General features: G+C 64.5%; 9 protein-coding genes. 4 read left to right on the forward strand and 5 right to left on the reverse strand.

Translation table 11 applies throughout. The features are described 5' to 3' along the window. Positions 1 to 123: 123 nt before the first annotated feature. Positions 124 to 1,806 carry a glutamine--tRNA ligase/YqeY domain fusion protein gene (locus E1H16_RS03275; RefSeq protein ID WP_134322228.1) on the reverse strand — a complete coding sequence of 561 codons (1,683 nt, stop codon included), beginning with the start codon at positions 1,804 to 1,806 and terminating at the stop codon, positions 124 to 126. 456 nt (positions 1,807 to 2,262) lie between these two features. Here E1H16_RS03275 and E1H16_RS03280 point away from each other — a divergent pair, with 456 nt between their 5' ends. From E1H16_RS03280 to ilvD, 3 genes are all read left to right on the forward strand, one after another. Continuing rightward, positions 2,263 to 4,152, forward strand: coding sequence for a BCCT family transporter (locus tag E1H16_RS03280; RefSeq protein WP_134322229.1), 1,890 nt, complete (start codon positions 2,263 to 2,265; stop codon positions 4,150 to 4,152). Positions 4,153 to 4,344: 192 nt separating this feature from the next. Then, the gene (gene gltX, locus E1H16_RS03285; RefSeq protein ID WP_134322230.1) at positions 4,345 to 5,805 is read left to right on the forward strand and encodes a glutamate--tRNA ligase; all 1,461 of its coding nucleotides are present in this window, start codon (positions 4,345 to 4,347) and stop codon (positions 5,803 to 5,805) included. Positions 5,806 to 6,017: 212 nt separating this feature from the next. Continuing rightward, positions 6,018 to 7,868 (forward strand): dihydroxy-acid dehydratase, encoded by a 1,851-nt coding sequence (ilvD, locus tag E1H16_RS03290; RefSeq protein WP_208378814.1) that lies wholly within the window; start codon positions 6,018 to 6,020, stop codon positions 7,866 to 7,868. Positions 7,869 to 8,085: 217 nt separating this feature from the next. On the opposite strand, the gene E1H16_RS03295 is transcribed toward ilvD, so the two are convergent. Together E1H16_RS03295 and E1H16_RS03300 are read right to left on the reverse strand one after the other, a co-directional pair. Then, positions 8,086 to 8,970: an SMP-30/gluconolactonase/LRE family protein gene (locus tag E1H16_RS03295; RefSeq protein WP_243837613.1), complete on the reverse strand. Its 885-nt coding sequence runs from the start codon at positions 8,968 to 8,970 to the stop codon at positions 8,086 to 8,088. 100 nt (positions 8,971 to 9,070) lie between these two features. After that, positions 9,071 to 10,048, reverse strand: coding sequence for an LLM class flavin-dependent oxidoreductase (locus E1H16_RS03300; protein WP_134322232.1), 978 nt, complete (start codon positions 10,046 to 10,048; stop codon positions 9,071 to 9,073). 125 nt (positions 10,049 to 10,173) lie between these two features. On the opposite strand from E1H16_RS03300, the gene E1H16_RS03305 reads away from it, so the two are divergent. Further along, positions 10,174 to 11,016 (forward strand): SGNH/GDSL hydrolase family protein, encoded by an 843-nt coding sequence (locus E1H16_RS03305; RefSeq protein ID WP_134322233.1) that lies wholly within the window; start codon positions 10,174 to 10,176, stop codon positions 11,014 to 11,016. Positions 11,017 to 11,023: 7 nt separating this feature from the next. Here E1H16_RS03305 and E1H16_RS03310 read toward each other — a convergent pair whose 3' ends face one another. Together E1H16_RS03310 and E1H16_RS03315 are read right to left on the reverse strand one after the other, a co-directional pair. Beyond that, positions 11,024 to 12,118, reverse strand: a complete 1,095-nt coding sequence (locus E1H16_RS03310) for an ABC transporter ATP-binding protein (protein WP_208378815.1) — start codon at positions 12,116 to 12,118, stop codon at positions 11,024 to 11,026. Beyond that, positions 12,118 to 13,107 (reverse strand): ABC transporter ATP-binding protein, encoded by a 990-nt coding sequence (locus tag E1H16_RS03315; RefSeq protein ID WP_134322234.1) that lies wholly within the window; start codon positions 13,105 to 13,107, stop codon positions 12,118 to 12,120. Before E1H16_RS03315 ends, E1H16_RS03310 begins: the two co-directional genes overlap by 1 nt.

Here is a 13,107-nt window from a genome sequence, read left to right on the forward strand (position 1 = left end):
CAACACACACCCCACGACGTCTCCACGCGCTCGGGCCTCCTTCGTCGTCACACCCTTGGTCGACGATCGGTCGGGGGGTGGACGCCGCGGTGGAGATGATGCGGGGCGCGATAGCGCAGCGGACTATTGCTTCGCGGCGCGTTTCTGGATCGCCGCCCACTCGTCGCGCAATCCGACCGTCCGGTGGAAGAGTCCGGGCTGGTCCGTGTCTGCGGCGAAGTAGCCGAGGCGCTCGAACTGCAGCACCTGCCCCGGCGACGCCTCAGCCACTGCGGCCTCCGCCAGCGCGTCGGTGAGGAGCTCGCGGGAGGCGGGATTCAGGTCATCCAACGGCTCACCGCTGGCCTCGCCGGGCACCGCTGCCGTAAACAGCCTGTCGTACAGCGCTGCCTGCACCGGCACCGACTGCGGCACCGATACCCAATGCATCGTCGACTTGACCTTGCGTCCGTCCGGCGCCGAGCCGCCCTTCGAGAGCGGGTCGTACGTCGCCCGCACTTCAACGACTTCGCCGTCGGAATCCTTCACGACCGACGTCGCCGTGATCAAATACGCACCCCGCAGCCGTACCTCCTTACCTGGTGACAGCCGGAAGAACTTCGGCGGCGGCACCTCAGCGAAGTCATCCCGCTCGATCACCAGGGTGCCGGTGAACGCGACGCGCCGGGTCCCGTCGTCGGGGTTCTCCGGGTTGTTCGCGACCTCGAAATACTCGACTTCCGGGTTCCCGTCGGCATCCGTCGGCCAGTTATCCAGTACCAGCCGCAGCGGCCGCAGCACGACCATCCGACGCTGCGCCGTGAGGTTCAGATCGCGGCGCACGAACGACTCCAGCAATTCGATCGCTTGCCGCGAATTAGTACGAGTCGTACCCGTCTCGACGCAGAACGCACGAATCGCACCGGCGGGGTAACCGCGGCGCCGCAGCCCACGCAGCGTCGGCATGCGCGGATCCGACCAACCCTCGACGACGCCGTCCTCGACGAGATTGCGCAGCCGTCGCTTCGAGGTGATCGTGTGCGTGACTTCCATCCGGGCGAACTCGGTCTGCTGCGGTTTGTCGCCCGGCAACGGCAACTGCTCCAGCAGCCAGTCGTACAGCGGACGGTGCGATTCAAACTCCATCGTGCACAGCGAATGCGTCACGCCCTCGATTGCGTCGCTCTGCCCGTGCGCCCAGTCGTACGTCGGATAGATCGACCAGGTGTCCGCAGTGCGATGGTGCGACGCACGCCTGATCCGGTACAGCACGGGATCGCGCAACCACATGTTCTCGGACTGCATATCAATCTTGGCGCGTAGGCACCGCGCGCCGTCCTCGAACTCACCGGCCCGCATCCGGCGCAGCAGATCCAGGCTTTCGGCGGCAGGCCGCGATCGGTACGGCGACTCGATACCCGGTTTGCCGTAGCCGCCGCGCTGCTCGGAGATCGTGTCGCCGTCCTGATCGTCGACGTACGCCTTGCCCTGCTCCACCAGGTACTCCGCCCAGGCATAGAGCTGCTCGAAGTAGTCGGAGGCGAACACCACCTTGCTCGGTTCGTAGCCCAGCCAACGCAGGTCCTCGAGGATCCCCTCGACGTACTCGGCCTCCTCGGTCTCCGGATTGGTGTCGTCCATCCGAAGGTTGCAGATCCCGCCGAACCGCTGCGCCGTACTGAAGTTGACCACGATCGATTTCGCGTGCCCGATATGCAGGTAGCCATTCGGCTCGGGCGGAAATCGAGTCTGAACCCGAGCGTCGAAAGTCCCCGCTTCGTTGTCGGCGCGGACGATCTCGCTGATGAAGTCGGTCGGTTCAGTCATGGCCGCAAGATTACCAACGCGCGGCCGCGCATCCGCGCCCACAGCGGGCCCGTCCCGATGCTGCAGCGCTCCGCCTCGCGCGCGGCCAGCCTGCGCGATTTGGGGCTGGCGCGTCCCGCCCAGTCAGAGCAGAACCCCGTTACTGATGTGTACTAACTGTTACTGTGACGCATACGTGATGGCACGATCGGTCTGACTCATGCGGACGGCTCACCACGGCCGGCGTACGACGAGATCGATGGGCCACGGGCGTTTGGAGTCACCGCCCACCAGGCGGTCGGCCGCAGTGTGCGGCGTGCGGATAACCCTCCGACGTCGTCGGTTTGCGCACCGAACACCGGACCATTGGTGCTACACCATCCGGTCCCTACCCGGCATCGAAAGCATGCGGCCACGGCGCACCACCGCCGGCCGCTTCTTCTGTTCACATGACCCATCGCCTACGAACGGATGAACATGAGCTCGCAGGACAATCCCCCTGCTGAACCAATCGACTCTGACCACTCGCCCGGGCTCGACGATTCTGAGTCGGAGGCCTCCCCGGTCGTCACCGACAGGTACGCCGGGCTACCGGAGTCGGTGCACCTGCCGCCCGCGATCCACCTCGGCGAGGACGACACCGACGAGGCGATCGTCGCGAAACTCCGCAGTCACGGCGTACGGCTCGGGAGGGGCCTGATTGCGCCGGCCGTGTTCTGGCCGGCGCTGCTGGTAATCCTCGCGATCGCCATCGTCGCGGTCGCTGCTCCGGATTTCATCGATTCGCTCTTCACCAGCATTAACGACTGGATCGTGGCGAACCTCGGCTGGTACTACATGCTGGTCGTCTCCGGATTCGTCGTGGTCGCGATCGCCATCGGACTCTCCCGGCTCGGAAAGATCCCGCTCGGGCGCGACGGTGAGCAACCCGAGTTCTCGGTGCTCACCTGGTTCGCGATGCTGTTCGCCGCGGGTATGGGCATCGGCCTGGTCTTCTATGGCGTCGGCGAACCGCTGACCTACGCGACCGTTGACCCCAAGCCGGGCTGGGATGGCAGCCAGTCTGAGATCTCAGCCCTCGCAATGGCGCAGACGTTCGTGCATTGGGGTCTGCACCCCTGGGCGATCTACGCCATCATCGGTCTCGCGCTGGGTTACGCGATCCACCGACGCGGCCGCCCCGTGTCGATCCGGTGGGCGTTGGAGCCACTGTTCGGTGAACGGGTCAAAGGTCGCCTCGGGGATCTCATTGACGTACTCGCTATTTTCGGCACCGTATTCGGTGTGGCCACCTCTCTGGGCCTCGGCGTCCAACAGATCTCTAGCGGTATGGCCCACCTCGGCATCGTCGACGCGGTCGACAACGTCCTGTTAGTTGTTCTGATCATCGTGATCACCCTGCTGGCGACCACGTCGGTGATCAGTGGCCTCGGCGCCGGCATCAAATGGCTCTCGAATATCAACCTGTCGTTCGCCGGAGTACTGCTCATCAGCATGCTCTTGCTCGGGCCAACGATTTTCCTCCTACAGAACTTCGTCGAGTCGATCGGCGTCTACCTGGCCAACCTGTTGCAGATGAGCTTCGACGTCGGCGCCTTCGAGCGCGGCGAAGGCGCCGCCGACTGGTTCTCCGGTTGGACCGTCTTCTACTGGGGCTGGTGGATCTCGTGGTCTCCGTTCGTCGGAGTCTTCATCGCGCGGATCTCCCGCGGCCGTACGGTGCGGCAGTTCATCGCCGGCGTATTGCTGGTACCGACCATCGTGGGCTTCCTATGGTTCTCGGTTCTCGGCGGTACCGGCATCTTCAACCAGATGTACGGCGGCGAGGACTACGTCACGCTGAACGCCGATGGCGAAGAGGTCATAGTGGCGGAGCAGGCGCTGTTCGACGTACTTGGCGGGCTACCGCTGGGACAGATCCTGTCGGTGCTGGCGATCGTCTTGGTGGCGATCTTCTTCATCACCTCCTCTGACTCGGCGTCGCTGGTGGTCGACATGCTGGCCTCCGGCGGTCACCCGAACCCGCCGATGTGGTCGCGGGTGCTGTGGGCGTTGCTGGAGGGCGCTATCGCTGCGGCATTGTTGCTGGCCGGCGGACTCGGCGCGCTGCAAGCCGCCGCCTTGGCCACTGCATTGCCATTCAGCGTGGTGTTGATACTGATGGCGTGGGCCAATATCAAGGCACTCAGAGTGGACGCGCAGATCTATGCACGAGATCAGCGTGATGAGCGGCTCGCCCGGGTGTCCAATCAGATCGCCGATGCGCTGCCCAAACATCCCGGATTCGAATCGTATGTGGACGATCGGATCGATTACCGCATCTCGCGTAGCCGTGGGTTGCTTCGGCGCAACACCCCGCAGAAGTAACTGCATGCCACGAGTGGTGCGTCGCCATAACGGCGGCGCGCCACTCGTCGTTTCGGCGGGAACGCTTCTCGTTGTTCCACCACGCGGTTTCTCGGGTTTCGACGCCTCGTCCCGGTCGGACGCCGATGCTGTGGCGTGGCCGGGTCCGCACGGCGATGGGTGCGATGCGAGGGCCGGTAGGCTGGCGGCATCATGACATCACCTGCTCGCCTCCGCGTCGCACCCTCGCCTACCGGTGACCCGCACGTCGGTACCGCTTACATGTCCCTGTTCAATCTCGCGTTCGCCCGCAAAACCGGCGGGCAGTTCGTGCTGCGGATCGAGGACACCGACCGCGCGCGGTACGTCGCGGACTCCGAGCAGCAGATCTTCGACACGCTTCGCTGGCTCGAACTGCCGTGGGACGAAGGACCGGATGTCGGTGGCCCATACGCGCCGTACCGTCAGTCCGAGCGCCTGGACACGTACCGGCCGTACGTCGAGCAGCTGCTCGAGTCGGGTCAGGCCTACTACTGCTGGTGCTCATCGGACCGGCTGAAGGAATTGCGCGAGCAGCAGCAGAAAGACAAGGTATCGCAGACCGGATACGACCGGCTGTGCCTGGGCAAGACCCGCGAAGAACGCGCCGCAATGCCCGGCTTCACCGAGAATCCCGTCGTGCGCATGCTCATCCCCGACGACGCGCCGCTGGACTTCGCGGACATCATCCGCGGCAAGGTATCGGCTCCGCGCCCCGACGATCAGGTGATTCTGAAAGCCGACGGGTTTCCGACGTACCACCTCGCCGTCGTCGTCGACGATCACCTGATGGGGATCACGCATGTCGTCCGCGGCGAGGAGTGGATCTCCTCGACTCCCAAACACGTGCTGCTGTACCGGATGCTCGGCTTGCCCACGCCAGCCTTCGCACACATGCCGCTGCTGCGGAACACGGACAAGTCGAAGATCTCCAAGCGGAAGAATCCGGCGGCGCGCCTGACCTGGTTCCGCGAGCAGGGTTACCTACCCGAAGCGCTGCGTAACTTCCTGCAGCTGCTGGCGTATCCGCCGGTCGAGGGCGAGACCGAGGTCGCGACCTTCGACGAATTCGTCGCCGGCTTCGACTGGACGAAGGTCAACACCGTTGGACCGATCTTCGACCTGAAGAAGTTGGACTGGCTCAACGGGCACTACATTCGGTCGCTGTCGGATGCCGAGTTGGCTGATCGGATCGTCGAGCATTACGCATACACCGGCGAATGGACCCCCACGACCGACGAGGTCGAGTTGCTGCGCCGGGCCACACCGCTGATTTCCGAGCGGCTGGTGCTGCTGTCGGAGGCGCTCGACAAACTGCAGTTTCTCTTTACGCCGGACGCCGGCATCGAGATTGCCGAGGACGCCGGCAAGGCGCTCAACGACGACTCACCTCGGGTGCTCGACGCAGCCATCGACGCACTGGCCGAGTTGGCCGATTGGTCGACGGCGACGATCGAGACCGCCCTGCGCGCGGCCGTAGTCGACGGGCTCGGCATCAAACCGAAGTTTGCGTTCGGTCCGCTGCGCGTGGGCATCACCGGCTCGCGGGTGTCACCACCGCTGTTCGAGTCGATGGAACTGCTGGGTCGCGAATCATCACTAAGGCGCCTGCGCAACTTCCGCGACACGCTGTAGTCCAGCGAGCGGGACGGGGAGCCCCGGTAGCGGGGCTGGCTACCTCTGGCGGGTGCCGCCGACCTGCCGAACATCGTCGGCGCGCCCGGTACCGGTCGGCGGCAGATGGACGCCTCGCGTGAGGCTCCCCGGCCTGCGCGCACCTACACCGCGTGCGGCGTTCCGCGGTGCGGCGTAGCGTGGGAGGGTAACCAACTTCCAGGAGCAGCATCATGCCTGAGCTACGCTCTCGTACCTCGACCCACGGTCGCCAAATGGCCGGTGCCCGCGCGCTGTGGCGCGCCACCGGTATGGGCGACGATGATTTCGGCAAGCCGATCATCGCGATTGCCAACTCGTACACGCAGTTCGTGCCCGGACACGTCCACCTCAAGGACATGGGCGACCTGGTCGCCGGCGCGATTCGCGAGGCCGGCGGCGTATCGAAGGAATTCAACACGATCGCGGTAGACGACGGTATCGCGATGGGCCACGCAGGCATGCTCTACTCGCTGCCCAGTCGTGAACTCATCGCCGATTCGGTTGAGTACATGGCTAACGCCCACACCGCGGACGCCCTCGTTTGCATCAGCAACTGCGACAAGATCACCCCCGGTATGTTGATGGCCGCGTTGCGGCTAAACATCCCGGCGATCTTCGTCTCGGGCGGACCGATGGAGGCCGGCAAGGCCGTCATCGTGAACGGCGTCGCCAGCACCCCGACAAACCTGATCACCGCGATCAACGCCTCCGCTGCCGAGGACGTCACCGATGACGGCCTGAGCGCGGTCGAGCGTTCGGCCTGTCCGACGTGCGGGTCGTGCTCCGGCATGTTCACCGCGAATTCGATGAACTGCCTGACCGAGGCGCTCGGGCTTTCGTTGCCGGGTAACGGTTCCACGCTAGCGACCCACGCCGCCCGCAAGGACCTGTTCCTGAACGCCGGCACGACGATCGTCGATATGTGCAAGCGGTATTACGACAATGACGATGAATCGGTGCTGCCGCGCAACATCGCTAACGAAAAGGCGTTCTACAACGCGATGGCGCTCGACGTCGCGATGGGCGGCTCCACCAACACCGTGCTGCACATCCTGGCTGCGGCGCTCGAAGGTGAGATCGACTTCCAACTCCCAGCGATCGACAAGTTGTCACGCTCGGTTCCGTGCCTGTCGAAGGTTGCGCCGAATCACCCGAGTTACCACATGGAAGACGTGCACCGAGCGGGCGGAATCCCTGCCCTGCTCGGCGAGTTGAACCGCGCCGGTCTGCTGAACACCGACGTGCACTCGGTGCACTCACCCGACCTGCAGGGCTGGCTGGACGACTGGGATGTGCGCGGCGGCAAGGCCACCGACACCGCGCTGGAGTTGTTCCACGCGGCACCGGGCGGCGTACGCACCACCGAGGCGTTCTCGACTCAGAACCGCTGGGACTCGCTGGACACCGATGCGGCCGAAGGGTGCATCCGGGATCTGGAGCACGCTTACACCGTCGACGGCGGCCTCGCCGTCCTCTACGGCAACCTGGCAGAGGAAGGCGCGGTCATCAAGACCGCCGGTATCGACGAAGAACTGTTCCACTTCGTTGGTACCGCTCTGGTGGTGGAGTCACAAGAGGCTGCCGTCGAGGCGATCCTGAGCAAGCGCGTACAGGCCGGACACGTCGTCGTTGTGCGCTACGAAGGGCCGTCCGGCGGTCCGGGTATGCAGGAAATGCTGCACCCGACCTCGTTCATCAAGGGCCTGGGGCTCGGCAAGGTCTGCGCGCTGATCACCGACGGCCGGTTCTCCGGCGGATCGTCGGGAATCTCGGTAGGGCACCTCTCCCCCGAGGCCGCGGCTGGCGGAACGATCGGCCTGGTCGAGGACGGCGACGAGATCGAGATCGACGTCCACGAGCGGCTGATCCGCGTCAACGTCAGCGATGCGGTACTGGCCGAGCGTCGCGCGAAGATGGAGGCGTCGGAACGTCCGTGGCAGCCGGTTGATCGTGACCGCGTGGTGAGCAAGGCACTGCAGGCGTATGCGGCGATGGCCACCTCGGCGTCCACCGGCGCGGTCCGCCAGGTTCCCACCGCGTAACCGTGTGAGCGACTGCGGCGCGTCCCCCACGTTGGGGACGCGCCGCAGTTGCGTCCTTACGTTCTCGCTCGTGCTCATTACCCAGCCCGCCCAGGTCGTTCCGCAGCACATATCGGCTTCATAACGCGCTTGTAGCGAGACGGCGTGTGGATATACCCGACGCCTCTGCCATCAGAGCCTGTCTTGAACCGGATCTGCGGGTATCGGCGGGCGATGACTATGGTCGGCCAGCGTGCGGCACGTCCACACGAGTCGACAGCAGGACGGCCGCCTTCTCGGCCGCACGCTTGTGCGCATTCGAGTCCGGGGCACCACAGGCATACAGAGTGCGGCCGTCCGCACCGCCGAGCATGCAAGCGAACAGCCCACCGCCGCCCCAAGCGATCTCCTGTAGAACTTCTCCGCCCTCGGCGACCCGCACCAGGCGCGACCCGGCCGCGTCGGCAAACCACACCGCTCCATCGGCGTCCAAACACCCACCGTCCGGGGCAGCCTTACGCACCCGCTGCAAGTGCGCAAGATCGCTCGTGGTGGGCGCGTCGCCGAACACCGCGAAGTCCTGGCGTGCTCCGAGCATGCCATCCGGCAGAATTTCGAACTTCGAAATGCGGTTGCCGTAACTCTCGTTCACGATGAGCGTGCTGCCATCGGGAGTGATCATCGACCCGTTCGGAAAGTGCATCTCCTCGGCACCGGTTTGCGCCGAGGAGTCTGGGTGCACCACGATCACGGAGGCGGTGCGGTAATCCTCGCGTTCGAACAGGTTGAACCCGAAGTGACCAACATACGCGCGTCCCTCGGCGTCCACGACCATGTCGTTGAGGAATCCCGATGCCAGCGACGACAGGTCCGCGTGCACACTGACCTGCTGATCCCGAACCCGCAGCAGCTTCTTCTCGGTCATCGACACCAGCAGCATCGATCCGTCCGGCGCCCACCCCATACCCGAAGGCCGGTCGTCGAGCTTGACGACCTCCTCGATGGCACCGTCGTCCGCGACCGTGATGACCCTGCCGGTGTAGAAGTCCGACACGAACAGTTTTCCGTCGTGCCAGCGTGGGCCTTCCAGGAAGGTGAATCCGTCCGCTACCTGTTCGAGCATGTGTGCCCCCATCATCGTCGATACGTTTCTTCGTTGACCGTACGGCGATGCCGCCTAGCCGCCAAGCGAACTCGGGCCTAGCGATGAACCCGCGACGGCACTAGCCGACGGCCGCGATGAAACGTTCGAGTTCACCAGCGATATCGGTACCGGCAGGTTGAAACACGACCTCGGTTGCCCCACGTTCCTCGAGTTCGGCGATCCGTTCACGTAACTCGCTCGCGGTTCCGGTCAGGGTCAGCCGTTTGATCTCGCTGAACGACTCTTCGTACGCCTTGCGATCGTGCTCGTTCATATTGACCAGGTGCCCCTCGTGCACCGCGAGGTGGCGTTGGTCAGCAGGTAATGCCTCGATGCTCTGCAGCCATTGGGCGCCGCCCGGTTGGTCGCGGACGGCGTCCGCGCCGCCTGCCTCGTACAGGCTGTGCAGCCGGACCGCGGTACCGTGCGCGGCGGCCTCAGCGACGCGCCGCGAGGAGAGATCCTCGCCTTCCTCCAGCACAGTCCCGTACAGCAGCAACGCCTGCCAGCCCGTCACATGCGGGTTCGGCGTCCGCGCAGCAAACGTTCCGTCACCAACCGCCATCGCCACCTTCGCGCCCACAGGTCCTCCGGCACCGATCAGGATCGGCACGTCGATCGGCCGCGCAGCCCCGAACCCGTCACCGTGCAGCATCTTGATCGGGGCGCCTTCCCATTCGACAGTCTCGCCTGCGAGCAGTCCCCGAAGCGCCCGGACGTAGTTCTCGACCTCCTTGAATCGCAGCGGCTTTTGACCCAAGGCTCGACGACCGGTGAACCCGGCCCCGACGCCGACGTACACCCGACCGGGCGCCATCTCATGCAGCATCGCAATCGCGGCGGCATTGGTCATCGGGTGCCGCAGGCTGGGCACCAGAACGCCCGGGCCAAGTCCGATCCGCGATGTCCGTTCGGCAGCGAGCGCGAGCATCGCCCACACGTCGGGGTACAGCGGCGGCGAGTCGTAAGCCCACGCCCGCAGGTATCCCAATTCCTCCGCGATCCGGGCATGTTCGGGTGTATTCATACTGGTGGCGAGGGCGCAGGAAATCTCCATGCACCGTGCCTACCACCTGCGGTGCGGTGAGCGCGAGGCTCGCTGACATATTTGTCAGCGCGACCGCTCGCTGACATAGTTGGTCGGCGCGGCCATCGCCAGCTGGCGGTCGTAAACTCGCCGGTATGACTTACCGGCGATATGTCGCGATTGGGGACTCCACCACCGAAGGCCTTGAAGACGCCTACCCACCCCACGCCGACTTGTACGCCGACAACGGCCATACGCTCTCACCGAGCCACCCCAGCGAGCGCGGCTCGTACCGGGGCTGGGCGGACCGGCTCGCGGTTCACCTCGCACAGGCCCAGGACGCGCCACTGGACTACGCGAACCTCGCCATCCGCGGGAACAAACTCGCCGATGTCCGCACGCAACTCCCGGTCGCTCTAGAGATGCAGCCCGACGTGATGTCGATCGTCGCCGGCGTCAACGACGCTTCCGGGTTCTCCTGGAACAAACACGCCGCGCGCGGCCACGTCGCCTACCTGTTCCGAAAGGCGCGCGAATCCGGTGCGGACGTCGTTACCTTCACCATGCCCGACCCCTCAGCGGTGAACTGGTTAGTTCGCCCACTGCGTCGCAATGTCTTCGAACTCAACGACATCACCCGCACGGAAGCCAAACGTTACGGCGTTCGCGTGCTCGACCTGCCCCGTTACGACGTCAGCGTTGACGCTCGGTTGTGGCACGCCGACCGGCTGCACGCGACCAGCCAGGGGCACGCCATCATCGCTCGCGGCCTGGCATTCGCCCTCAGCGTCCCCGGTTTTGACGAGTCCTTCAGCGAGAATCTGCCGTCGTCCGCTCCGGTGGGCATACGCCAGCGTCTTCGGGAGGACCGCACCTGGCTTCGCGAGTTCCTGCTGCCGCATGCGAAACGCCATCGTCAGGGAATCTCGATGGGCGACGGACGAACACCCAAGCGCCCCATTCCGCTGCCGGTCGGCCCGGAAATGATCGCCGACTAGCGACGCATTACTGCACGCCGACGGTGCGATCCCATTCGGTATCACGCAGGTCGATCACCGGTGCACCCGCCAACTTCGGGCCCTCGGTGTGCAAATGGCATTCCGAGTAACCACCGCCCGCGATCGCGTACCGGTCGGGTTTGACCTCCCGGCAGATCTCCATCGCGAACGGACAGCGGGTGGCGAACGCGCACCCCACCGGCGGCGACCACGGGTCTGGCGGCTCACCGTGGACCATGTCCTGGCGCCCTCCGCCGGAGGTGACCGCGGCCCGAGGATTCGGCACCGCGGACACCAGTACCGCGGTGTACGGATGGCGGGATTCGTGAATGACTTGGTCCTGCCCGCCGAGTTCTACGATTCGCCCCAGGTACATCACCGCGATTCGGTCGCTCACCTTGCGCACCACGGCAAGGTCGTGACCGATAAAGAGGTACGCCGAGCTCAGCTCTTGTTTGAGTCGCTGCAGCAAGCGGAGGATCTGGCCTCGGGTCGACACATCGAGCGCGCTCACGGCTTCATCCAGAATCAGCACGCTCGGATCGGTGATCAGCGCCCGCGCGATGGCGACGCGTTGACGCTGCCCGCCGGAGAATTCGTGAGGGTACTTCTCGAGCGCATCGTCGTTCAGACCGACGAGGCCGAGCATTTCCCGGACCCGACTCGGCCATTGGTCCGCGGGCTGGATGCCGTGCACCTTCAGTGGCTCCTCCAACAGTTGCCGCACGGTCATCGAGGGATTGAGCGAGGAGTACGGATCCTGGTACACCATCTGCATGGCCTTGCGTTCGGCACGAAGTGCCGTTCCGGAGAGTTCGGTCCACTCGGTTCCGGCAACCTTGATCGATCCACTTTCCAGCGGAATCAGCCGTTCGATCGCTTGAGCGACTGTCGATTTCCCAGATCCCGACTCTCCCACGAGCCCCAGGACTTCCCCAGGAAAGATGGAGAACGACACCTCGGTCGCTGCGTGCAACGTCTGCTTCTCACGCCCCAGCAGTCCCCGCGTGCGCGAGTAGGTGACGGTCAGGTCCGTGACCTCGAGCGCCGGCCGCTGATCAATGCCCACCGTCTCTGCGTCTTGCGCTGCCGCGTTCTCCACTACAGTCCCTCCAACTGAAGTTCAGACGCCCGACGGCATCGCACGTCTCGACCGTGCACCTTCGCTAGCTCAATGCCCTCACTTGTTCGACATGCTTCTTCGACGTACGAACAGCGTTCGGCGAATCGACAACCGTGGATCTCGGTCTTGATCGACGGCACTTGTCCGGGGATGGTGGCGACAGTCTGCGAGTCGTCATCCAGGCTGATGATCGATCCCAGCAACCCGCTGGTGTACGGATGCAGCGGCTCGTGGAAGACCTTGGGCGTCTTATCGAGTTCGACGATCTCCCCCGCGTACATCACCGCTGTCCGATCGGCAATTTCAGCGATTACCCCTAAGTCATGGGTAATGAGTAGGACACTCATGTGCGATTCGCCTTGTAGTTCTTTGATCAGGTCGAGTATGAGGGCCTGGACCGTCACATCCAATGCGGTCGTCGGTTCGTCCGCGATGAGTAGTTCGGGCGAGCAGGCCAGCGCCATCGCGATCATCGCCCGCTGCCGCATTCCACCCGAGAAATGATGCGGGTACTGCTCCACGTTTCGACGCGCATTCGGGATGCCGACACGATCAATCATCTCGATCGCGCGATCCCAGGCTTGTTTGCGATTGCGATCGGTGTGCACGCGAACCACTTCGGCGATCTGCTCGCCGATGGTGTACGCCGGGTTCAGGCTCGACATCGGCTCTTGAAAGATCATTCCGACTCGATCCCCGCGAACTCGGTCGAGTTCACGGGGCTTCATGCCAAGTAACTCTGTACCGCCCAGCCGTACACTTCCCTGTACTCGGGACGTGTGCGCCGGCAGTAGCCCGAGCAGCGACATCGAGGTGACGCTCTTACCGGAGCCGGATTCGCCCACCAAACCGAAGACTTCGTTACGGGCAACCGAGAACGATACGTCGCGGACAGCGCGATTCCACCCTGTATTGAGGAGGAACTCGACGTTCAGTGAGTCGACCTCGAGTAGCGCTTCACCCGTCAT

The sequence above is a fragment of the Cumulibacter soli genome, assembly GCF_004382795.1.
GTDB lineage: Bacteria > Actinomycetota > Actinomycetes > Mycobacteriales > Antricoccaceae > Cumulibacter > Cumulibacter soli.

Bases quoted from the DNA above. Each gene is read 5' to 3' on its own strand.
- E1H16_RS03275 (WP_134322228.1), bottom strand. From the start codon at position 1,806: ATGACTGAACCGACCGACTTCATCAGCGAGATCGTCCGCGCCGACAAC.
- E1H16_RS03280 (WP_134322229.1), top strand. From the start codon at position 2,263: ATGAGCTCGCAGGACAATCCCCCTGCTGAACCAATCGACTCTGACCAC.
- gltX (WP_134322230.1), top strand. From the start codon at position 4,345: ATGACATCACCTGCTCGCCTCCGCGTCGCACCCTCGCCTACCGGTGAC.
- ilvD (WP_208378814.1), top strand. From the start codon at position 6,018: ATGCCTGAGCTACGCTCTCGTACCTCGACCCACGGTCGCCAAATGGCC.
- E1H16_RS03295 (WP_243837613.1), bottom strand. From the start codon at position 8,970: ATGCTCGAACAGGTAGCGGACGGATTCACCTTCCTGGAAGGCCCACGC.
- E1H16_RS03300 (WP_134322232.1), bottom strand. From the start codon at position 10,048: ATGGAGATTTCCTGCGCCCTCGCCACCAGTATGAATACACCCGAACAT.
- E1H16_RS03305 (WP_134322233.1), top strand. From the start codon at position 10,174: ATGACTTACCGGCGATATGTCGCGATTGGGGACTCCACCACCGAAGGC.
- E1H16_RS03315 (WP_134322234.1), bottom strand. From the start codon at position 13,107: ATGACGGGTGAAGCGCTACTCGAGGTCGACTCACTGAACGTCGAGTTC.